The sequence below is a fragment of the Bradyrhizobium sp. Ash2021 genome (assembly GCF_031202265.1).
GTDB lineage: Bacteria > Pseudomonadota > Alphaproteobacteria > Rhizobiales > Xanthobacteraceae > Bradyrhizobium.
Genome location: NZ_CP100604.1, coordinates 3,660,401 through 3,682,548 on the forward strand (window position 1 = coordinate 3,660,401; position 22,148 = coordinate 3,682,548).

22 protein-coding genes and 1 pseudogene are annotated in these 22,148 nt (G+C 60.6%); 11 read left to right on the forward strand and 12 right to left on the reverse strand.

Going from position 1 to position 22,148, the window contains the following annotated elements; translation table 11 throughout:
* Positions 1-138: 138 nt before the first annotated feature.
* Positions 139-1,026 carry a LysR family transcriptional regulator gene (locus NL528_RS17285; protein WP_309183892.1) on the reverse strand — a complete coding sequence of 296 codons (888 nt, stop codon included), beginning with the start codon at positions 1,024-1,026 and terminating at the stop codon, positions 139-141.
* Between the two features lie 105 nt (positions 1,027-1,131).
* Between NL528_RS17285 and NL528_RS17290 the strand changes: the two genes are divergently transcribed.
* The 8 genes and pseudogenes from NL528_RS17290 to NL528_RS47115 all read left to right on the forward strand — a co-directional run.
* Positions 1,132-2,166 (forward strand): DUF1254 domain-containing protein, encoded by a 1,035-nt coding sequence (locus tag NL528_RS17290; RefSeq protein ID WP_309183893.1) that lies wholly within the window; start codon positions 1,132-1,134, stop codon positions 2,164-2,166.
* Positions 2,167-2,241: 75 nt separating this feature from the next.
* Positions 2,242-3,147, forward strand: coding sequence for an alpha/beta hydrolase (locus tag NL528_RS17295; protein WP_309184939.1), 906 nt, complete (start codon positions 2,242-2,244; stop codon positions 3,145-3,147).
* Positions 3,148-3,431: 284 nt separating this feature from the next.
* Positions 3,432-3,677 carry a hypothetical protein gene (locus NL528_RS17300; protein WP_309183894.1) on the forward strand — a complete coding sequence of 82 codons (246 nt, stop codon included), beginning with the start codon at positions 3,432-3,434 and terminating at the stop codon, positions 3,675-3,677.
* Positions 3,678-3,853: 176 nt separating this feature from the next.
* The gene (locus tag NL528_RS17305) at positions 3,854-4,684 is read left to right on the forward strand and encodes an AraC family transcriptional regulator (RefSeq protein ID WP_309183895.1); all 831 of its coding nucleotides are present in this window, start codon (positions 3,854-3,856) and stop codon (positions 4,682-4,684) included.
* Between the two features lie 104 nt (positions 4,685-4,788).
* Positions 4,789-5,706, forward strand: a complete 918-nt coding sequence (locus NL528_RS17310) for a glutathione S-transferase (protein ID WP_309183896.1) — start codon at positions 4,789-4,791, stop codon at positions 5,704-5,706.
* A 91-nt stretch (positions 5,707-5,797) separates the two neighbouring features.
* Entirely contained in the window at positions 5,798-5,890 is a 93-nt protein-coding gene (locus NL528_RS17315; RefSeq protein ID WP_309184940.1) for a DNA-3-methyladenine glycosylase I, read from the forward strand.
* 36 nt (positions 5,891-5,926) lie between these two features.
* Entirely contained in the window at positions 5,927-6,079 is a 153-nt protein-coding gene (locus tag NL528_RS17320) for a DUF1993 family protein (RefSeq protein ID WP_309183897.1), read from the forward strand.
* Positions 6,061-6,159 (forward strand): annotated as a pseudogene (locus NL528_RS47115) (ABC transporter substrate-binding protein); the annotation flags it as partial. The gene NL528_RS17320 and the pseudogene NL528_RS47115, both read left to right, overlap by 19 nt.
* Positions 6,160-6,351: 192 nt before the next feature.
* Here NL528_RS47115 and NL528_RS17325 read toward each other — a convergent pair.
* The 3 genes from NL528_RS17325 to NL528_RS17335 all read right to left on the reverse strand — a co-directional run bounded on the left by NL528_RS17325 (position 6,352) and on the right by NL528_RS17335 (position 8,067).
* A complete protein-coding gene (locus tag NL528_RS17325; protein WP_309183898.1) occupies positions 6,352-6,714 on the reverse strand; it encodes a VanZ family protein in 363 nt (120 codons plus the stop codon).
* Between the two features lie 142 nt (positions 6,715-6,856).
* Positions 6,857-7,471, reverse strand: a complete 615-nt coding sequence (locus tag NL528_RS17330; RefSeq protein ID WP_309183899.1) for a thiamine pyrophosphate-dependent enzyme — start codon at positions 7,469-7,471, stop codon at positions 6,857-6,859.
* Positions 7,472-7,479: 8 nt separating this feature from the next.
* Positions 7,480-8,067 carry a thiamine pyrophosphate-binding protein gene (locus tag NL528_RS17335; RefSeq protein WP_309183900.1) on the reverse strand — a complete coding sequence of 196 codons (588 nt, stop codon included), beginning with the start codon at positions 8,065-8,067 and terminating at the stop codon, positions 7,480-7,482.
* 195 nt (positions 8,068-8,262) lie between these two features.
* Between NL528_RS17335 and NL528_RS17340 the strand changes: the two genes are divergently transcribed.
* From NL528_RS17340 to NL528_RS17350, 3 genes are read left to right on the forward strand one after another with little or no spacing between them, the layout of a single operon-like run.
* On the forward strand, positions 8,263-9,228 hold the full coding sequence (locus NL528_RS17340; RefSeq protein WP_309183902.1) for a tripartite tricarboxylate transporter substrate binding protein: 966 nt from the start codon (positions 8,263-8,265) through the stop codon (positions 9,226-9,228).
* A gap of 4 nt (positions 9,229-9,232) precedes the next feature.
* Positions 9,233-10,129, forward strand: a complete 897-nt coding sequence (locus tag NL528_RS17345; RefSeq protein ID WP_309183903.1) for an amidohydrolase family protein — start codon at positions 9,233-9,235, stop codon at positions 10,127-10,129.
* Between the two features lie 14 nt (positions 10,130-10,143).
* Entirely contained in the window at positions 10,144-11,193 is a 1,050-nt protein-coding gene (locus tag NL528_RS17350; RefSeq protein ID WP_309183904.1) for a hydroxyacid dehydrogenase, read from the forward strand.
* A 339-nt stretch (positions 11,194-11,532) separates the two neighbouring features.
* On the opposite strand, the gene ilvD is transcribed toward NL528_RS17350, so the two are convergent.
* The 8 genes from ilvD to NL528_RS17390 form a co-directional block, all read right to left on the reverse strand.
* A complete protein-coding gene (gene ilvD, locus NL528_RS17355) occupies positions 11,533-13,374 on the reverse strand; it encodes a dihydroxy-acid dehydratase (RefSeq protein ID WP_309183905.1) in 1,842 nt (613 codons plus the stop codon).
* A gap of 210 nt (positions 13,375-13,584) precedes the next feature.
* Positions 13,585-14,745 carry an IS30 family transposase gene (locus tag NL528_RS17360; RefSeq protein ID WP_309183907.1) on the reverse strand — a complete coding sequence of 387 codons (1,161 nt, stop codon included), beginning with the start codon at positions 14,743-14,745 and terminating at the stop codon, positions 13,585-13,587.
* A 386-nt stretch (positions 14,746-15,131) separates the two neighbouring features.
* On the reverse strand, positions 15,132-16,037 hold the full coding sequence (locus NL528_RS17365) for an AEC family transporter (protein WP_309183908.1): 906 nt from the start codon (positions 16,035-16,037) through the stop codon (positions 15,132-15,134).
* Positions 16,038-16,520: 483 nt separating this feature from the next.
* Positions 16,521-17,678, reverse strand: coding sequence for a LuxR C-terminal-related transcriptional regulator (locus NL528_RS17370; RefSeq protein ID WP_309183911.1), 1,158 nt, complete (start codon positions 17,676-17,678; stop codon positions 16,521-16,523).
* Positions 17,679-17,970: 292 nt separating this feature from the next.
* Complete coding sequence (locus NL528_RS17375) at positions 17,971-18,843, reverse strand: ABC transporter ATP-binding protein (RefSeq protein ID WP_309183913.1); 873 nt, start codon at positions 18,841-18,843, stop codon at positions 17,971-17,973.
* On the reverse strand, positions 18,840-19,691 hold the full coding sequence (locus NL528_RS17380) for an ABC transporter permease (protein WP_309184941.1): 852 nt from the start codon (positions 19,689-19,691) through the stop codon (positions 18,840-18,842). Before NL528_RS17380 ends, NL528_RS17375 begins: the two co-directional genes overlap by 4 nt.
* 50 nt (positions 19,692-19,741) lie before the next feature.
* Positions 19,742-21,163, reverse strand: a complete 1,422-nt coding sequence (locus NL528_RS17385; protein WP_309183915.1) for an ABC transporter substrate-binding protein — start codon at positions 21,161-21,163, stop codon at positions 19,742-19,744.
* Positions 21,164-21,358: 195 nt separating this feature from the next.
* On the reverse strand, positions 21,359-22,141 hold the full coding sequence (locus NL528_RS17390; RefSeq protein WP_309183916.1) for a Crp/Fnr family transcriptional regulator: 783 nt from the start codon (positions 22,139-22,141) through the stop codon (positions 21,359-21,361).
* Positions 22,142-22,148 lie beyond the last annotated feature (7 nt).

Consider the following 22,148-nt stretch of genomic DNA (forward strand, 5'->3'; position numbering starts at 1 on the left):
CGCGAGCCCTGCCACTTCCGATTTTGACCCAAACCGGAACTCGTCGCGCGAGCGTTGCCTCGGCAGCGGAAAGCAGACAGAACACTTCCCCGCCGCACGATTTTGGTCGCTTTGTGAGCAAAGCGGACCCGTCGCGGCTCAGGTTTTACAGGCTTGAATGATTTTCGGGAGATAGCTCTGGCAGAAATCCAGATATGTTCTGACAATGGTGGATTGGTGTCGGTGTGGCGGATACAGCAGATTTATGGACCACTCGGGTAACGGGTATTGCGGCAGGAGCGGTACGAGGCGGTTCTCCCGGATAGCCCCGGCTGCCAGGAAGGGCGGCAGCTCCGTTACCACGTCGCCACCGAGTGCGCGGCGGCACAAGTGATGATAGTCGTTGGTAGACAGCACGGCCTTGGGCTCGATCACATGTCCGCCCAAATCCCATCGGACTGGGACATCGATGCGCGATGCCCACACCGCACACGGGTAGCGATGAAGGGCATCGGGCTGTGCGGGCACACCGAAGCGCTCCAGCAACAGTGGGCTTGCAACGAGAACATTGCGATAGGACAGAACGTGTCGCGCCACCATCGCCTCGTGAACGATCGCGCCGACACGAAGGACGACATCGATTCCGTCCTCGACCAGATCCACGCGACGCTCGGTTGAGTAAACGTGAATTTGGATGTCCGGATAGCGTCGCTGGAAAGCGGCCAGCAGGTCCCACCACGGCTCAAACGTCTGCGGCAACGACACCCGTAAGCGTCCCTTCAAGTGGGCCTGGTCGCTCACGACGGCCAGCTCGGCGTCCGCCAGCGTTTCGATACCCCGGCCGGCGTGCTCGTACAGCCTCTTTCCAGCATCGGTGAGTTTCGCACCCCGAGCCGAGCGCTCCAGCAACTGCACTTTGAGTTGCCGTTCCAGGGCCCGTATCCGGCGACTCAAGGTTGGAAGCGGAATTCCGAGGCGGGTGGCGGCCGCCGAGAGGCTGCCTGCCTGGACCACCGCAACAAACATTCGGGTGGCGTTTAGATCCATGTGCCCAACCTACCACATCTGATAGACCAACTGTCAGTTTTGGCTGTTCATTTTCATATTTGATTGGTCTACGTAGCGCCAAACGCGATCTTCGTTGGAAAAGTCATGAAAATGACAAGCACGAGCGTCTTGGCAGCCATGTCATTTGCACTAGCGAGTTCGCTTGACTCGGCACAAACCACTTCGACAGCCGAGCCTGTCGTCTTCGAGAATTACAATCGCGCTCAGACCGATGTTTATTTCGCCGGGGTGGTGAAGAATGGCGGTTTCGGAAAATTCCGCCATGGCCGCGAACTTGCTGCTCCCGTCCAGCAAGGCATCGTCCGTCCCAATCGCGATACGTTGTATTCGCTTGCGATTTTCGACCTCGAGGCCGGACCGGTGACGATCACGCTGCCGGACGGTGCCAAGCGCTTCATGGTAATGCAGGTCGTCAACGAGGATCAGTACACCACGGGCGTCTATTACGGTACAGGCAGCCACACCCTGACCCGCGAGATGATTGGCACGCGCTATGCCATTGCCGTCGTCCGCTTCCTCGTGGATTTTTCGAACAAAGAAGAGATCCTGCGAGTCCACGCCTTGCAGGATGCGGTCAAGTTCGACCAAGAGCGCTCCGGCACGTTCGAAATCCCGAACTGGGATGAGGGGAGCCTCAAGAAGGTGAAAGCAGCGCTATTACAGCTTGGAAGTACGGTCTCCGATACACGGCGCATGTTTGGCGCCAACGAGCATCAGGTCGACCCTGTGAAGCACCTGATTGGAAGCGCAATGCTGTGGGGCGGCAATCCCGAAAAGGATGCGCTGTATCTCCCGATCACGCCGGCTCGAAATGACGGCAGCACCATCTACAAGCTGACAGTCAAGGACATCCCTGTCGATGGTTTTTGGTCGGTCACCGTCTACGACGGTGAAGGATACTTGCATCCGAACCCATACAACACCTATGCGGTGAACGGCATCACCGCGAAAAAAGCCCCGGATGGCTCAGTCACCATCCAGTTCGGTGGGTGCGATGGCAAAATCCCCAATTGTCTGCCGATCACGCAGGGCTGGAATTACACGGTTCGCCTCTTTCAACCGCGACCGAAAATTTTCGATGGCACATGGAGATTCCCCGAGGCGCAGCCTGTGGGCTGAGCCAGCCGCCGAAAGGAACAGGTAAGGGCGATGCTAAACTTAAGCTCTCCGTATCCATTGGTCGCCACAGTGCTGATGGCCTTCGTAGCGGCGCTTATAGCCTGGACGCCGGCAGCCGACGCAACGATCGGCGTCTGGCCTGACACCTTTCGCGCCCGGCAAATGCCGGTGAGCGGAGGCACCCAATATGTTCGGGTCGGGGGTCAAGGCCCTACGGTGCTCCTGCTGCATGGCTTCGGTGACACCGGAGATATGTGGGGGCCTCTCGCCGAGGCATTGGTCAAGGACCACACGGTCATCATTCCTGATCTCCGTGGCATGGGTTTATCATCCCATCCCGAAGGCGGTTACGAAAAGACCGCGCAGGCTCGCGACCTTGCCGCAATCCTGGACCAGCTTGGAATCCAAGAAGTTGCCCTTGTAACCCACGACTTCGGCAATATGGTTGGCTACGCGTTTGCGGCGCTCTATCGGCAGCGCGTGACGAGATGGTTGGACTTGGACACGGGTCTCCCGGGGATCGGGCATTGGGACGAGCAGTTGAAAAACCCAAGGGCTTGGCACTTCAATTTCCGCGGTCCCGATGTTGAGCGCCTGGTCGCCGGGCGGGAGCGCATCTTGCTGGATCGGTTCTACAACGAACTTTCGGCCAATCCACTCCGCATCGATGACCTGACCCGTGATCACTATGCTGCGCTCTATGCACGGCCCGGCGCCATCCACAACGCATTTAGCGGACAATATGCCGCCTTTGCGCAGGATGCCGTCGACAATCAGGAACTGCTCGCCAAGGGCAAGCTGACGATCCCCGTGTTGGCAATCGGGGGCGATCATTCATGGGGCGCGCGCCTCGCAACCGAGATCGGTTTTGTCGCGGCCAATGTGCGCGGCGCCGTGATAAGCGATTCCGGTCATTGGATCATGGAGGAGCAGCCCGATCAGGCCATTGCCCTGATACTTTCATTCGTCGATAGAAAGTAAACCTTTCAGCAAGCCGGCATCTACGCTGGACGGATACTTGGCGACGGGGTGATCGAACTAGGTTGCGCGATGCCGCTTATTGGCACTTTTGAGACATGCCGACCGGCTGTGAAGATGTCCGTTGTTGGGGGCAGAGCGGAAAACATATGCTCCCATTGAGCTTTTCAGCTTTTGACCCGATGCGGAAGTCGAGCGGCCCAATTTGCTGCAATGCGACCACACCGTAGTCGTTCGAAGACTGTGCTAGGCTTTTACAGCGCAGCACTCTTAGGGGCGAGAAATCCATGAGACGGCGTGATTTCCTCACCGGCCTAGCCGTCATGGGAGGTGGTACCACGCTTGCACGTCTGTCCAGCGCGCAAGCACCGCGCAAGATGACGCGGGTGGGTATCGCGACGATTCAACCCCGCACGGGACCATTGTGGACAGCATTCGAACAGCGGCTGAAAGAACTTGGATATGCCGAGGGAGAAAATCTTGCCGTCGAGTTCATAGACCTCAATGGAACGGTCGAAAAAGAACTCCGTTGACGTCATGAGTCCGGAAATGGCCCCTTAGCCGACCTACCATTCACCTTGGCGAATATCCGCTCTCGGAAATAGCAGACGCCGATGCCGCGCGCAGGCGGCCATGACCTAGCTGGCGAGGAGCCGTAACCGACAACCGAGGATACTGAGCTCGACGCGGCCGGGTAGGCAGTTCAACAATGGCTGAAATCAACTCTCACCCACTTTTGGCGACTGACACCGTAGCGGTGTGGGACGTTTTGTGCTCAGGCACATGCAAGCACAAAAGCGCCGAGGAATGCGTTAGCACAACACATCTCGTGTTTCCTTACCGCGGCGTCTACGTGCATCATACAGGTCAGGTCGAGACAGTCGCGGAAGCGAATCAGGTGGTGTTCTTTAATGAAAGTGAACCCTATCGAGTTAGCCATCCTCTTGAAGGCGGCGATGCAAGTCTATCGATCGGAATCGATGAGGCGACGCTGTTGGAGCTGGCGCCTGCCGACTTCCTCCATACCAAAGATCGAATCCTTTTCAACCGGCCTCGCATGCGTATCGATGCGCCCGCACAGTTGCTCGCAGCACTTGTGCGTCATCGTCTTGCCCGCGGGATGACTGAGACTCTTGAAGCTGAGGATTTGATCCTATCGCTGGTAAGCCGCGCCCTCGGGAAGCGCACATCGTACGCCGCGTCCGGCAGCGTAGGGCGGCAAAAACTGGTGGACCGCGCCAAACTTGTGCTTTCTTCAGATCTTGGACGCCGATGGACGTTGGCTGAGATTGGCAGTGCCGTCGGCGTCTCGCCGGTCTATCTCACTCAGGTGTTCCGGCAAGTCGAGGGTCTGCCGCTTTGTCGTTATCAACTCCAACTGCGGCTCGCCCGGGCGCTTGACCTGCTTGATGATTGTTCAGATTTGACGGGCTTGGCGCTCGACCTCGGTTTTTCAAGCTACAGCCATTTCAGTACCGCATTTAAACAGGCTTACGGCCTTACACCCTTGGCGTTTCAACACTCCTCTCGACTTTCCTGAAGTTGGCCGACCGCCGAACGTAAGATCGCTAAAGATTATGGTAGAGCCGGTGATGTGAGCGGGATATCCAGGGGAACGATCATCCCAAAACGAGGGCCGTCTCGATGACCGATATCATCCTGCATCACTACGAGACCTCTCCCTATTCGGAGAAAGTTCGGCTCGGTCTTGGTCTGAAGGGCTTGGCCTGGGAATCGGTGGAAATCCCCGTCATCTTGCCAAAACCCGACCTGACGGCGCTGACCGGAGGCTACCGCAAGACGCCCGTGTTGCAGATCGGCGCGGACATCTATTGCGATAGCCAGTTGATTATGCGCGAACTCGAGCGCCGGCATCCCACCCCGAGCTTTTATCCCGCCGGCCACGGCGCGGCCGATGCGCTTGCCTGGTGGGCCGAGAAGACAACGTTCAGCCCGGCTGTTAGCATCGCGTTCGCGAAGAGACCCGACGCGTTGCCCGAAGGATTTCTCGAAGACCGGGCCAAATTCTCCGGCCGAAATATCGATCCGGCCGCGATGATGGCGGCAGTACCGAACCTGCTCGATCAGTTGCGCGCGCATTTCGATTGGCTGAATCAGATGCTGATCGACGAGCGCTCATTCTTGCAGGGCTCTGCTGCGAGCCTTGCCGATCTCGCCGCCTACCATCCGATTTGGTTCTTGAAACAAAAATTCGGGCCAACGGCGGTGCCGCTCGACGGCTTTCCGAGGCTGCTGAGTTGGACCGAGCGCATTGCCGCAATCGGCCACGGCAGGCGGAGCCCAACGACCTCGAAAAAAGCGCTCGATGCGGCGAGGGACGCGACGTCGATCGCCAGCGTAATCCCCGATCCACGAGATCCGATCGGCCGGAAACCTGGTCAGACAGTGACCGTCACGCCGGATGATACCGGACGCGACCCGGTCGTCGGCGAGTTGGTCGCCTCGGGCGTCCATGAGATCGTCATCCGACGCAGCGATCCCGCGGTCGGACAGGTCTGTGTGCATTTCCCACGCGCCGGTTTTGTCGTGATGTCAGCCTGACGGCAAACCCGTAATCAACGAGCGCGTCGTAGTGGGCGACGGCAAGACGACGCCAGCAAGAACGCCTCTGTCCGAGACAATTTCAAATGTCATGAGGAAGCGCGGTTTCCAATTCGTGGGATCCGTCATCGTCTACGCCTGGATGCAGGCGGTCGGCATCGTCAACGATCACGAAACACACTGATTTCGACGGAATGTCACACCAAAGCGGAGATGACGCATGTATTACCCAATAATTAGACAGTGCATCCAGGCCCTGAAGAACCTCGAGACCTGGCTCGACAAGGCCGAGCAACATGCCGCGGCAAAGGGGTTTGACGTCGGCGTACTCTTCACCAGCCGCCTTGCCCCCGAACCAAGTTTGATTTCGTAATCAACCTCAAGACGGCGAACGCTCTCGGCGTCACCGTGCCGCCCTCGCTGCTCGCCCGCGCCGATGAGGTTGTCGAATAGTACCGCCCTTGCTGCGGTGCATGAGTCCGGAATTGGCACTTTTCGGACATGTCGATGCAGTCGCTGCACGTCGGCTATTGGGGGAACAGCGGACCTTACTCAGACGCGGCCTGAAGTCTGAAAATGACCGGGCGAGTGTTAAAACGACGCTTCCGACCCTTTGCCGATCTGTACCCGCGGCGATTATTCCTGTCAGGAAGTGCCGATGTTCGGCCGGCGGGTTCGCTTGATCGTCCAGTCCAATGCAGCCGCCATCGCAAGGCCAACACAGGCCGCCAATGCGTCGACGGCGAAATCCTCGAGCCGGGCATGCCGTCCCGGCGCCCAGAATTGCAGGATCTCGAGCACGCCGATCATGACGACGGCGACCGCCGTCGTCATCAGCCGGTTACGGCCATAGGCCAGCCCGAACGCGACGCCGACCAGGACGAAGGCGAGGGCATGTTCGCCGTCCTGACCGAGGTCGGAATGCGGCCGAAGCGATGGCGGGCCCAGCGTTGCGAAAGCAACGGCTGCGGCCAACGCCCAGGCGAGGATTCTGAGGACGGTGTTCATCGTGCCGGATTAGCACGATTTGTCCGCCTGATATCGTTCACGCCGGCTCGAGGTGGGCGTGTGGTTAATACGCCAATTGCCCCAGATTGACGCGTTTTCTTTGCGCGAACCGGTACCCACTTCGCTTGAAAACGCTATGTATCTACAGCGGTTCCCGCACGCCCATGCCGTGCATGAAGCGCTCCCGGATTTGTACGGGATCGCGGCGGGTGGTGCCGACACCCGGCTTGTCGTCGATCCGCACGCCGATCAGGGTCGGCCCCGTGGCCGCCATGGATTGATCGATCAGGCGTTCGAAATCCTCCTCGTCCGCCGCCCAGGCGCTGTTGACGAGACCGCACGCGACCGCGATCGCGACGATGTCGGCGACCGCAGCGGCCGGCGTCGGCTGCGCCCCGGTGATCTGGTAGACGCCGTTGTCCATCACCACCATGGTGAGGTTTTTGGGCGCCAGCGTCGCAATGGTCGACAGCGAACCGAGCTGCATCAGCAGCGAGCCGTCGCCTTCGAGCGCGAAGATGCGCCGCTTCGGTTGCGCCAGCGCCACGCCGAGCGCAATCGGGAAGGCGAGGCCCATGCTGCCGAGCATGTAGAAGTTCTGCGGGCGGTGCCCGGCGGCCCACAAATCGAAATTGGTGTTGCCGATGCCGCCGATCACGGCTTCCTCATGCTCGAGTTTTCTGATCAGCCGCGAGGTGAGATCGAAGCGGTTCATCACCTTGGTGTTGCGCGCAGGCAGGTTGGTTGCGGTGTTCATGCGATCGCTCACTTGTCGAAGGTTTTGCCGCCGGTCAACAGCGGCGAGAGGATCAGCGCCACCGGCGCCTGGGTGGTGATGGCCTGCTTGATCGAGCGATCGACGATGAACTCGAACTCTTCGAGCCGGGTGCAGGTGTGATGCTCCATGGCAAGCGAATCCAGCACCGGACGCATGGTGCGGCACACCAGCGACTGGCCGTAATTGAACTCGCCGAGCGTGCCGCGCTCGGACACGAACATGATCAGCGGGATCTGATAGGGGATCGCCAGCGATGCCAGCACGTTCGCCAGCGTCGCGAAGCCACTGGTCTGCATCAGCACCGCGCCGCGCATGCCGCCCATCCAGGCGCCGGAGACGATGCCGACGGCCTCTTCCTCGCGCGCGGTGGGAAAGGTCGTGAAGAACGGATCGGCGTGGATGTTCTTGATCAGCGTCGTCAGCACGCGGTCAGGCACATAGGGCACCAGGCGGATGTCGTTGCGCTTGAGCGCCTGCAGCACGATGCCGTGCCAGCTCTTCTCGTCAGAACTCTTCTCGTCAGAGGTCTTCTTGTCAGAGGTTTCGGGCGAGGTTCGCTGCTCCGCAACCGCCATCTTGTTCTCCCTTGTTTCGCGACGATTTTCGTTCGCGATCCAAATCGCGGTCGCCTTGTTCAGGCGGCGAAACTTGACGCGAACAGCGGGATTGTCAACATGCCCCGTCGTTGCCGTGGTCTGCGCGCGGTGGCGATGTGGCCATGCTGTCGGCATGCCACAATGTGAGATAACGAGAAGATCGGGAGGAGTATCATGGGAAGCCGGTTCCGGATGGCTGCCGTCGCGGCGGTCATGTGCGCTGTGGCCGGCGCGGCATCCGCGCAATCATTTCCCTCCAAGGCCGTGCATATTTTCGTGCCCTATCCCGCCGGCGGGGGCGTCGATGTCCTGGCGCGCACGTTGGGCGACGTGGTCTCAAAGCAGTGGGGACAGTCGGTCGTGGTCGAAAACCGGCCGGGCGCCGGTGGGTTGATCGCCTCGCAGGCGCTGGCGACGTCGCCGCCGGATGGCTACACCCTGATCGTCGTCGCCAGCGGCCACGCCACCAATGCGTTCCTGTATCCCAAAATTCCCTACGATACGTTCCGGGATTTCACGCCGATCTCGTTGCTGGCGTCCTCGCCCAATGTGCTGCTGGTTCGGGCGGATTCGCCGTTCAAGACGCTGGGCGACATGATCGCGGCGGCAAAGGCGAAGCCGGGGAGCCTGTCCTTTGCCCACGCCGGCACGGGAACGTCGACGCATCTGGCCGGCGAGCTTTTGAAGAACCTCGCCAAAATCGATCTCGACGCCATCCCCTATAAAGGCGGTGCGCCGGCGATCAACGACCTGCTCGGCGGGCAGATCCCGATGTCGTTCAACAACGGCCCGGAATCGATCGGACAGCTGCAGGCCGGCACCGTACGCGCGCTTGCCGTCACCACGGCCACGCGCGCGCCGTTCCTGCCCGATGTGCCCAGCATGTCGGAGGCGGTGCCGGGCTATGACACCGAAGTATGGTGGGGCCTGCTAGGACCGGCCGGCATGCCGCCGGAGCTACTGACAAAACTCTCGCATGATTTTGTCGCAGCGGTGAATACGGACTCGGTCAAGGAACGCCTGACCAAGCTCGGCGCCGTGCCGATCGGCAGCACGCCGCAGCAATTCGATGCCAAGATCCATGCCGACTACGACAAATGGGGGCCGATCATCAAGGCCGCCGGAATGACAGCCGAATGACGCGGTGGCACATCAGATGATTCCCGCCTGCCTGCCGCCGCGCGAGGTCGGCCGCCCGAAACAGCCGCTGCCGCCAAACGCCTGCGATACCCATGCCCATGTGTTCGGGCCGGGGGATCGCTTTCCCTACGCGGAAGACCGCAGCTACACGCCGCCGGATGCGCCGCTGGAAAAATATCTGGCCATGCTCGACGCGATCGGCTTTGCCCGCGGCGTGCTGGTGCAGGGCAGCGCGCATGGCCACGACAATTCGGCGATGCTCGACGCGCTGAAACGTCAGCCCGAGCGCCTGCGCGGCGTCGCGGTGGCCGACGCCGATATTTCGCCGGCGACCTTGCGCGAGTGGAACAGGCTTGGCGTGCGCGGCCTGCGCTTCAACCATTTCTTTCGCGGCGGGCAATTGCATTATCGCGGCGGCGTGCCGCTCACCGCGGCAGAAAAGCTTGCGCCGGTCATGGCCGAACTCGGTTGGCATCTTCAGCTCTGGATCGATGTGAAGGATTTGCCGCAGACGATTCCGCTCCTGAAATCGTTCGGCCTGCCGGTCGTGATCGACCACATGGGCCGCACCGATGCCCGCGCGGGCACCGGCACCGAAGGTTTCCAGAGCCTGTTGCGCGCGGTCGGCGACGGCTGGTGCTGGGCGAAACTGTCGGGCGCGCATCGCCTTAGCCAGAACGCGCCTGATTATCCCGACGCGCGGCCGTTTCATGAAGCGCTGGTGAAGGCAAACCCGGAAGTGTTGGTGTGGGGCGGCGACTGGCCGCATCCGCGCGTCGAGGGCGAGATGCCCGATGCCGGGCATCTGCTCGAATTGTTTCAAGCCTGGACGCCGGATCAGGCGGCGCAGCAGCGCATTCTCGTCACCAACCCAGCAAAACTCTATGGCTTCCCTCACTGAAAGTCGTCCAGGCAATGTCCGTGAATAACAAGCGCGTCTTCTACGTCAAATATCTCGCCCATGAGATCTATGCCGAGATCCTCAAGGCCCGGCCCGATGTGCGGCTCGACCGGCTGGAGAATGAAAGCCCGGATGACCTCACGGCCCCCATCCTGTCCGCCGCGCACGCCTATCAGATTGGCGCGGCGCGCGACGAACTGGCAAGACATTTCCATGTCGATCAGGACCTGCTGCGGCGGGCGCCGAACCTGCTGATCGTCTCGTCAAACGGCGCGGGCTTCGATCCGGTCGATGTCGACGCCTGCACGGCGGCGGGCGTGCTGGTCGTCAATCAATCCGGCGGCAACGCCAATTCCGTCGCTGAGCACGCGCTGGGAATGTTGTTGACGCTGTCGAAACGTATCCTCGAGGCTGATCGCGTGCTGCGGCGCGAGGCGAACGTCAATCGCAATGCGCTGATCGGCAACGAAGTCGGAGGCAAGACCATCGGCATTGTCGGGCTCGGCAATGTCGGCCGCCGCATCGCCGAACTCTGCAAGGGCCTGCTCCATATGAACGTGATTGCCTACGACCCCTATCTCACTGGGCAGGAAATGGCCGCGCGGGGCGGGGAGAAGGTCGAACTCGACAATCTCCTGCGCCGCTCGGACTTCGTGTCGATCTCTTGCCCGCTGACCAAGGACAATCGCGGCATGATCGGCAGCCGCGAATTCGCGCTGATGCAGCCGCACGCGTTTTTCATCACCACCGCGCGCGGCTTCATTCATGACGAGGCCGCGCTGGAGGATGCGTTGCGCCACAAACGCATCGCCGGCGCCGGCCTCGACGTCTGGGCCAAGGAGCCGCCGCCGCCGGACCATCCGTTGCTGCAGTTCGACAACGTGCTGGCCAGCCCGCATACGGCCGGCGTGACCAGGGAAGCGCGAATGAACATGGGCAAGATCGCCGCCGAGCAGATTCTCGACGGGCTCGACGGCAAGCGGCCGCCACGTATCGTCAACCCCGAGGTCTGGCCTGACTACGCCAGGCGCTTCGAACGGACGTTCGGCTTTGTGCCGAAATAGCGGCTCCGGCGGGCAAACTCCGGGGGAGAAGATTTTGTCCGCCGCAGGCTCGATCGTGGCAATAAATCCACTGCGAATTGCCCTCGGGGCGAAGCGGCTGTTGCTATTTTCGCTGTAGTCTCGACTAGTTAGCCGCCAACGACCATTTTCCTGATGCACCCGGCGTTCCCGGGGCAAAAGGAAAATGAGATGCGACAGGTAACTTCATTGCTGCGCGCCGCGCCGGCCATGATCGGACGCCGTCTGGCCCAGATCGTCGCCATCGCCGCCGCCAGCCTGCCGGCCGCGGGCGCCTGATCGGCGCAGACCTCACCTCTCAGGCTTTTTGATTCCCCTCGATCACTCCGGCACGACGCGCACCGCGCCGCGCGCGGCGCTGGTCGCGAACGCCGCATAGGCCTTCAGGGCCGTCGTCACCGCGCGCTTGCGTGGCGCCGGTTTCCAGGCAGCTGCGCCCTTTGCGACCATGGCCGCGCGACGGCGGCTGATCTCGGCGTCCGGCACGGCCAGGCGAATGCTGCGGTTGGGAATGTCGAGCTCGATCAGGTCACCCTCTTCGACGAGTCCGATCAGGCCGCCTTCGGCGGCTTCCGGCGAAATATGCCCGATCGACAGTCCTGATGAGCCGCCCGAAAAGCGGCCGTCGGTGATCAGCGCGCAGACTTTGCCCAGTCCCTTCGACTTGAGGTAGCTCGTCGGATACAGCATCTCCTGCATGCCCGGACCGCCGCGCGGACCTTCATAGCGAACCACGACGACGTCGCCCGGCTTCACCTTGTTGGTGAGAATGGCTTCGACGCTGGCGTCCTGGCTTTCGAAGATGCGGGCGGGACCGGAGAATTTGAGAATGCTCTGATCGACGCCAGCCGTCTTCACGATGCAGCCGTCCTCGGCCAGGTTCCCGGACAGCACCGCAAGACCGCCGTCCTTCGAATAGGCGTGCGCGGCATCGCGAATGCAGCCCTCGGCGCGATCGAGATCGAGTTCGTCGAAACGCTCGTTCTGGCTGAAAGCCACCTGCGTCGGTACGCCGCCGGGTGCGGCCATGTAGAAATGCCGGACCTTTTCGCTTTGCGTGCGCGCGATATCCCAGCGATCGAGCGCGTCGGCGAGCGTCGCGCTGTGGACGGTCGGAAGGTCGGTGGTGATCAGCCTGGCGCGATCCAGCTCGCCAAGGATGGCCATGATGCCGCCGGCGCGATGAACGTCTTCGAGATGGACGTCGGCAACCGACGGCGCGACCTTGCACAGCACCGGCACCTTGCGTGACAGCCGGTCGATGTCGCTCATGGTGAAGGGGACCTTGCCCTCGTGGGCCGCCGCCAAAAGATGCAGCACGGTGTTGGTCGAACCGCCCATCGAGATGTCGAGCGTCATGGCGTTCTCGAACGCCTTGAAGCTGGCGATGCCGCGCGGCAGCACGCTGGCATCGTCCTGTTCGTAATGGCGGCGGGCGAGATCGACGATCAGATGCCCGGCCTCGACGAACAGGCTCTTGCGGTCGGCATGCGTTGCCAGCACCGATCCGTTGCCCGGCAGCGCGAGGCCAAGGGCTTCCGTCAGGCAGTTCATCGAATTGGCGGTAAACATGCCCGAGCAGGAGCCGCAGGTTGGGCAGGCCGATCGCTCGATCTCCTCGACTTCGGCGTCGCTCACCGAACTGTCGGCCGCGGCCACCATGGCGTCGATCAGGTCGACCGCGCGCTTCTTGCCCTTGATGACGATCTTGCCGGATTCCATCGGGCCGCCCGAGACGAAGACGGTCGGAATGTTGATGCGCAGCGACGCCATCAGCATGCCCGGCGTGATCTTGTCGCAGTTGGAGATGCACACCATCGCGTCGGCGCAATGCGCATTGACCATGTATTCGACGCTGTCGGCGATCAGCTCGCGCGAGGGCAGGCTGTAGAGCATGCCGTCATGTCCCATCGCGATCCCGTCATCCACCGCGATGGTGTTGAATTCCTTGGCGACGCCGCCGGCCTTTTCGATCTCGCGCGCCACGAGCTGGCCGAGGTTCTGCAGATGCACATGCCCCGGCACGAACTGGGTGAAGGAATTGACGACCGCGATGATCGGCTTGCCGAAATCCTCGTTCTTCATGCCGGTGGCGCGCCAGAGGCCGCGGGCGCCCGCCATGTTGCGGCCGTGTGTAGTGGTGCGGGAGCGATAGGGGGGCATCCTAAATCCTTGGGCTGTCGGGGAATTTTTGGGTCTTATGCCCCCGCCGGCCGCTGGATTCAAGCCGTGAACGCCGCATGCGCGCCCGCACCGGGCGCATTCCGGAACTGGCCCCGGGATATCGGGTCCCATGGCGGCTTTGGCGGCCGTCCCGAGCTGGCTCGTCGCGACGCCCGTGAGCTTAGCGATGTCCGCTTTGCCCCTGCCGGCTCAACCGGTCGCCGCAACACAGGCGTTAAATCTCTCTGCTGGTGTTTCAAATTGCAAGGTCTCACGTGGTCGTTCATTTAGCTGACGAGCCACTTTGTTCAGATGGGCTTGCGAATGCATCGACAAGTCGGTGCCCTTGGGAAAGTACTGTCTCAGCAGGCCATTGGTATTCTCATTCGACCCGCGTTGCCACGGGCTTTGCGGATCGCAAAAATAGACGTCGATTTTGGTCGCCAACGTAAAGCGACGATGATCCGTAAGTTCCTTGCCCCGGTCCCAGGTCAGGGATTTATATAGCTCCTTTGGTAGCTTCTTCGCCTGCTTGATGAGCGCGGTGACAACCGTCCGGGTGTCCTTGCCTGCCACCTTGGCCAACATCACGTAACGGGTATGACGCTCGACCAAGGTCGCGATGTAGGTGTTGTTCGGCCCGGACAGGAGATCGCCCTCCCAATGACCAGGCACCGCCCGATCTTCAACCGCCGCCGGTCGCTGACGGATTGAGACGATATCCTTGATATGCCCCCGTTTATCGCCATTCGGGTCAACCGGCCTGGAGCGACGCATCGAGCGCTTCGATCGAAGATGGCTAAGCAGCTCTTTCTTCAGCACGCCGCGCGCTTGGACAAACAGGCTGCGATAGATGGTCTCGTGTGACACCTGATTACACTCGTCTTCAGGGTGCGTTCTCTTCAGCCAACCGGCTATCTGCTCGGGGGACCAATCCAATCTGAGCTTCCCTGCCACCGCCTGCCGCAGCCGCGGATTGGTCGCTAACTTACAACATTTTGGACGACGAGATCGCGCCCAGGCATTCTCGTCCGCAAGTGTCGCTCGGTAGCGATCATAGCCGCCATTGCGACTCATTTCCCGGCTCACCGTCGAGGGTGAGCGGCCAAGCCGTTTGGCGATCGACCGTGCCGATTGATGTGCCGTAACGCCTCTGGAAATCTCCTCGCGTTCCGCGAGCGTCAACGCCAGCCTGGAGCGACGCCGCTCCGCAGGACGAATCCCACCATGCGGAGCTACCAAAAAATAGATCGACGATGACTGCTTACCAAAAGCTCGTCCAATCGCCTTCAGCGACTCCCCACGCTTCCAGCGATCCCATAACTCCGTCTTCTCTGCCGCAGTAAAACCTCTATGAAATCTCCGTTCCATCCCACACTCCATCTTTTCCCTCTAAGATAAAGTGTTGCGGCGACCGGTTGAGCCGGCACCTCGGAAGCGGACATTCGCGTTAGCCTAAAGCATGTCTGCTTTGTGCCAACAGCGGAAGTCGGCTCACCACTGATAGCGGACGACGCCCGTGCCGGCAGAGCTTGGATTGTCAGGGAAACACGGACATCAATGCCAAATCGCTAACCGTGTTTCCGGGAGACAACGCGGCAGCATAGATCGTACCCAACATACACATTGCCAATCCGAAATAGCCGAAAATGAAGTGCAGATCTCTTCCACTGGAGCTAACTTCGTATGATTGTAGCGCTTCAAGGATTTTCATTGGTTTCCCTTTCATTTTTGCGAGCCGTCATCGATTTCATCCGTCAAAGGTGGTGCAAGGCGTAGGACCACAGCGGCAGTGTGAGAAACGAAAGTGATATGCCAACTCCGACCATCAACGAGACCAGTGGCGGGTTCAGGCCGTGCTGGGCCGCGACGATTGCACCGCCGATCATCGGGCCCATCCCAGCTTCAAACAGGGTCACTCGGGTGATTTCTTCGCCGGTGCCCAAAACGATGAAGTAAATGGAAGCGATTACGATGGGGGCCAGGAGCAGCTTGAACCCCAGGCCCATCGCAAGCGCGGTCTTGAGCCCGGTGGTTTGGTCAAACCTCAATTGGAAACCGACTGAAACGAGGGCTAATGGGGAAAGGGTGTCGCCTAAACGCTTGAGTGCGTCGGAGACCCAATCGGGAAACTCGAAGGGCATCAGAATGAATGCAGCGATCAGGGCAAGCAGAGGCGGGAATGTGAGGACCCGCTTGAAGATAGCGGTTTTGGATTCCGTACCCGCCGAATAAATGGCGGCGACCGTGATCCCCAATGTGCTCAGGACCAGGTAGGTACCCAGCTGATCTATGAGGATGCCGGTCGCCATATTGGAAGCGCCGAAAAAGGCCTCGATCATCGGCAGTCCGACAAAAGATGTATTCGCGAGCCCGCCGGCCAGCATCAGCGCCCCGGTGGTTTCGCGCGAGAATTTCAAACGCGAGGAAAGCATCCAGAAAAAGCCGACACCGAGCGCGAACATCAGCCACGGCATCGCGATGCTGAACAGCAGTTGCGTTTGGAGGGCAACGTGGTGGATCTGCAGGATGATGAGGGCAGGCAGGGAGATGTTGATGATGAACGCGTTTAGCGCAACATGTGCGTTTTCCGGCAGCCGTCGCGTGGTGCGAAGACCCATGCCGAGAACGAGGCAGACGAACAGCAGAATGATATTATTCATTGAACGTGCCCCAAGCAGCTGGCGGTAACGTTAAATCGCCGAAATCGAGCGCCAAGTCCGCGTTAGCTCGCCAAGAGAAGCAAAACAAACAGGCCAGCCCCGCAAATAAGGGCGAGCTGTTTGAGAGCCTCGGCCTGAAGCGAGGTTGGGGGAAGTGCACGGGAGAGAGCTCTCGCTACGGCAGCCATTGTGACCTCCAAATTCCGACTCTGCGGATAAGACCGGTCTTCCCCGGCCGCCGCATCATCGGAACCAATGAGGGATTGCGGCAGTTGCTGAACCGACTCTCGCGAATGCCGATCGGGCTCGTCGGGCATGGCCAGCGGACAGGCCAAGTTCCCCAGCTATTTGCTGGCCGCGCGGCCGACTTGCGAATGATGGCGGGGTAGTCTGGCGGGCGAAACGGACCGAGGTCAGAACGTAGCTGCACCGGTCCCGTCGCCCATAGGGCGCATTAGCGATAGAGACAGGTCGCCTCAGGAATTAATGAACAGGCTGCTGTGGGGCCCGGATTTGGGGCGTCGAGTTCTGCAACAGGCGCAGGAGGTCGGACTGCCGGGGCGTGTCGGTCTTGGAGAACATGTGCTGCAGATGAGTGCGCACGGTCGGCTCGCTGATGCCGAGCATGTCGGCCGCCTCCTTGGCGCCGAGCCCCTGGGCAAGCGCTAGGAGCACGCGAAGTTCGCCGCCGGTCAGCCTGTAAAGCCTAGCAAAGGCCTCGCCCGGCATGAGGGGCGCCTGAGCAGGATCCTTCGTGAACACAGCGACCGATGCTGCAAACGGCGCGATAATGCCGCTGCGCTGACCACGATCCACCGGAAGCAGGGTTGCAATGTAGCCGGCGCCGTCGACATCCGGGATTGCCAGGGAATGTTCGCTCATATCCATGTCGATGTCGTCGCGCGACGCCTCGTCAATGGCTTTCGATAGGGCCGCGCGCGCGGTGGGATCGGTGGGAGAAATCCGGTTGTTTACGATGCGAATGGAATTGCCGGTCCTGGTCTGGCGCTCAGCAGCGTCGTTCATATAGACAACGCGGCCATCGCGTGCCGTGAGGAAAACACCCGCGACAAGTACATCAAGCGTCTTTTCCAGCATCTCCGACCTCAGCGCCCTGATATCGAGCGCATCCGAGATGGTGAGTGCGCGGCAGACGTGCGGGGACAGGAGCTTGAACAGGCCGATATCTAGCTGTTGGTAATGCGGGGCCTTCTCGCTCCGGGAGGCGTGCATGGAAGCCATGCGGCCGCCGGTCCGCAACGCAGGAAACCAGATTATATCCAGTAGTCCGAACGGCTTTAGCACTTCTCTATAGAACCGGCTTTCAAGCAATTCGTGGGGTTCCATGGAGAGGGCGCTGACGTGGCCAATATTGGAGACGATGTCCGCTGCTGCCATTGGTGTTTGTGCATAGTTCTTTCCCAGCTTTTCCAGGAATTCCGGCTGGTATCCGAACACGAACAACTGGTCATTTTGTACTTGTCGCATATCGTGAACGCAGATGCCGCCCGCTGTGCTTTCACACAGATCGGCAATCTTCCGGCAAGTGTCCGGCCACTGATGCGGATCGAGCGCGCAATCATAGATCGCGCCGATCGTGTCAGATAACGCCTGGGCGGAGACTCCATCGAAACCGATCACGTCGGGCCATCACTTTCCGAAGGAGCCGCATATTGGCCGCTTGGTTCTCAAAGAAAAGCTCAATGCGCGCACAGCAGTTCCCTCAATGGAACCATGGTTTCAGGGACGGGAGCCCGGGTCAATCGCTGTCTTGGCGTTCGCGGTTTAAATTAGCTCCTTCACCTTCAACCATCCGCGGATTGGTGATCGCGGCCCATGTCCGCAGTGGGTCAAAATGCGAAATTCCGGAGTGACCAGCGCATGTGTGCTCTACGCCCAAAAGCGGACATCGCGCATTTATGGGTACACGCCTCTAAAGCACGTCGGCCAGGGATTGCCCGTGCAGGTCGATATTCAGTCCCTGCATGCCGAGATCGCTGATTTCGCCACCCATCGCTTTCAGGCTTTCCTCGCGGATCAACGACATCAGGCCGCGCCGCAGGCCCAAAAACTCCGACGACATCATCATGGATTGCTGACGCGGCCGTTCCAGCGGAATCGGAATTTCCGCCTTGATCGAGCCCGGGCGCGCGGTCATGCAGTAGACGCGGTCGGACAGGAAGATCGCCTCGTCGATATCGTGGGTCACGAACAGCACCGAGATCTTCAACCGCTGCCACATGTTGGTGAGGATCTGCTGCATGATGACGCGGGTCTGCGCGTCCAGCGCGCCAAAGGGCTCGTCGAGCAGCAGCACCTTCGGCCCGGTCGCGAGCGCCCGCACAATGCCGACGCGCTGTTTCATGCCGCCGGAGAGTCTATCGGGATAATGCTTCTCGAACGCTTCCAGCCCGGCTATTCCAAGCAAGGTGCGTGCGGCGCGCTCGCGGCGCGAGCGCTCCATGCCGCGCATCTTCAATCCGAATTCGACGTTCTCGCGGACCGTCTTCCAGGGGAACAGCGAATATTGCTGGAACACCATGCCGCGTTCCGCGCTCGGTCCCTTCACCTCTTCGCCGTCGACGGTGACCGTACCCTTGGTGGGTTTCAGGAATCCCGCGACTGCGTTCAGCAATGTGGATTTGCCGCATCCGGAGGGTCCGACGATCGAGACGAATTCGCCCGGCTTGACGTGGATCTGCGTGTCGGTGACCGCGGCCACCGAACCGTCGATCGTCTCATAGCTGAGCGCGAAATTCTTGACCTCGATGTGGCCTTGGGCGGTTTTGGCTTCGATCAGGCTCATGTGCGCCCCCATGGCATTGCCAGCTTTCCGGCCGAGCGGATCAAGAGACTGGACAACAGACCGAGCACGCCGATCGCGATCATGCCGAGCGCGATGTCGGCGTACTGGACCAGCGAATAGGCTTCCCAGGTGAAGTAGCCGATGCCGTATTGGCCGGAGATCATCTCGGCGGCGATCAGCGAAACCCAGGCTACGCCCATCCCGACGGTAAGCCCGGTGAAGATGTGCGGCAGCGAAGCCGGAAAGTACACCTCGCGGAAGATCGAAGCTTCTTTGGCGCCGAGGCATCGCGCGGCGCGAACCAGCACCGGGTCGACCAGCGACATGCCGTGCAGTGTATTCACCAGGATCGGAAAGAACGAGCCGAGGAAGGTGATGAAGACGATGCTCTGCTCGTTGGTCGGCCAGAGCATGATCGCCATCGGCACCCAGGCGATCGCCGGGATCGGCCGCAGCACTTCGGAAACCGGGAACACGATTTCGTGGATGAGCTTGAAACGGCCCATCACGAGGCCGAGCGGCACCGCGACAAGGGCTGCGAGCGAGAAGCCGAAGATGATCCGGCGGCAGCTCAGCAACACGTGCAGCAGGAATTTTGGATCGTGGATGGCCTTCGTGAAGCTGGCGTAGACCGCCAGCGGCGAGGGAACGTTGGTGAAGCGGACGAAGAACACCACGCGGTATTTGGTCAGGAGGTGCCAGACGATCAGGAATGCGACCAGCGAGATCACGCCGATCAGCATCGCGCGCATGCGCTCCTTGTTGAGCCGGAACCAGCGCCCGGCCAGGACGCGGAGCGTGACGGGATCGATCACCGGCGCTGAGGTGGGCGGCGTCGGCTCGACCATGGTCGCGGATGTCTCGCTTTCCGTTGGTTGTCGCACGAGCGAGGGGCTGCTCACGTCTTGCCTCCGGTCACGGTCGACTTCACGGCATCCTCGAACCCAAGCACCTTGCCGTTATTCTTCGCAGCATACGCTTCCGCATCCTTCTTCAGCAGGAACGGTGCGATATCGCCGCCGGCGACCGCGAAGAAGGCCTGGTCGGCGAACAATTTGATGCCGCGCGCGGTATCGAAGACGTAAGCGACGTTGATCTTCTTGCCCTTGGCCTTGAAATCGGCGTAGGCGCCGAGCGTGCAGGTCGTGCTGCTGAAGGGCAGGATTCCCTCGTCGTCGACCCACACCTCGCCGGATTTGCGGGGATCGGCGATCGGCTTCTTGCAGAACTTGTCTTCGCCTGAAATCTCGTAGTTCTTGGCGCTGGTGAGCTCCGCGTCGTAGTCCAGCTTCATTTCGCCATAGGCCTTGCGGATGAAGCTGTCCTCGACCCATTTCTTGGGATCAAACTCCTTCATGCGTCCGAGATTCTGCAGCACCTTGACGTCGGTGGCCGCAGCCTCGATCAGCGCTGGCTTGATGGTGGGATCGGCGGTCATGTTGCCGCTTGGGCCCAGGAAGATGTAGACGACTTCCTTGGCGATGCCGGTCCATTCCTGGATTTTTTCGGCCGCCAGTTTTGGATCGGCGCGGAGCCACTGGTTGGCGGCGATGATCGCCTTGATGTAGGCGGTCACGACCTCCGGATATTTATCGGCGAAGTCGGTGCGGACCACGACGCCATGCCAGGTCGGCAGGTTGGTTTCCACGCCGTCGAAAATCTTGCGGGCAAAGCCGCGAAACGGCAGCAGCTCGGCGAACGGAACGAAGTCGGCATGCGCGTCGATCTTCTTCTCCTGAAGGTTGGTCGAGCCGACTTCAGGACTCTGGCTGACCAGCTGGAAGAAATCCGCGGGATAGCCGCGGTCCTGCATGGCCTTGAGGACCATGCCATGCGCTGCGGATCCGAAGGGAACGCTGACCAGTTTGCCCTTGAGGTCCCCGAGGTCGTAGTAGGGCGAGTCCCTGTGGACGACGATGCCGTTGCCGGAGCCGGACAGGCTGTAGGCGGCGACCGCGATCAGGCGGCTCTTGCTTTCAGGATTGCTCTCGAAGGTGAAGCCGTTCACGATGAGCGGATAATCTCCCATCATGCCGAACTGCAGCTTGTTCGCCATCATCGCGTTGGTGACGGGCGGCCCGGATGTAAAGTTCTGCCATTCGAGTTCGAACTTGATGTTGGCGTATTTGCCGTCGGTCGGCAGGTATTTCTCGAACAGATGAAGCTGCCGAATCACGGTACCGGCCGTCACGGTATTGGTCGTGGTATCCTGGGTTCCGATGCCGATGCTGACGGTTTCCGCCTTGGCCGGCTGCGCGAGCGCCAGGGCCACGGCCGCTATGGACATCGCTGTCGAGAGTGTTTGAACGTGGCGGACCATTTTCATCCTCATTCGGTTGGATGTGCTGCGGTCCCCATGATTGGTTGGGGAGGCGCTCCCTGCAAATGCGGACTTGTGGTCATAGTCGATTAGTTGCCGTGAAAAGCCGGTTGCATACTCGTTGGGCAGTTTTGCCAGGCAAAGCCGTTTGCGTGTGCATCCCTTTTAATCCGAGGCTTGTTAATCAGAGGCTTGTTAATCAGAGGCCTGGCCCCGCATCTCCTCCAGAACGTTTGGAAGACAGACGACGATCTGCGACCGCTTCGTCAGCACGATTCGCTTTTCCTGCATGCGCTTCAGGCTGATCGTGACCCATTGCCGGGTCGCGCCCACCATGTGCGCGAGGTCGGCATGGGTGAAGGCCGCGGCGATCACCGTTCCATCGGGATCTTCGACGCCGTAGAGATCCATCAGGTGCAACAGCAGGTGCGCAAGCCGCTGGGTAATGGAACGGGTTCCCAGCATCTGCGCCAGCGCCGAATAGCATTTGCCCTTGAAGGCAAGCCCCTCGATCAAGCCGATGGCAAGGTTCGGAATTTCGCCCGCGAGCGTTCGCAGTTCCTTGCCCGGCAGTTGCACGACGCTGCAATTGCTGGAAGCAATGCCGGACCATTGATGAATGCCGTGGTCGAATACCTCCGGCCCGCCGACGAAATTACCGGCATGCCAATAGGCCAGCGTGATCTCGCGCCCTGCCGGCGAGGAATAGAACACCCGGACGCGGCCGCTTTCGATCAGAAAAATGCCGTCGTGTTTCGCGCCCTGACTGAACAGCGTCTGTCCGCGGTTGAGGACCTTTCGGCGTCCTTGCTTGAGAACGGTTTCCCGCTCGCGCAGCGTCAGTTTCTCCATCAGGGAGGGTGGACCGCCGATCGATTGCTGGTTCTCGGTCAAGAGCAGGGACGAACTCGATTTCGCTTTGGTCGCCGCGGCCGAAGGCGGGCTTCTGCCCACCGTGTTTGTAGCCTGCAGCAACATTGCCGGT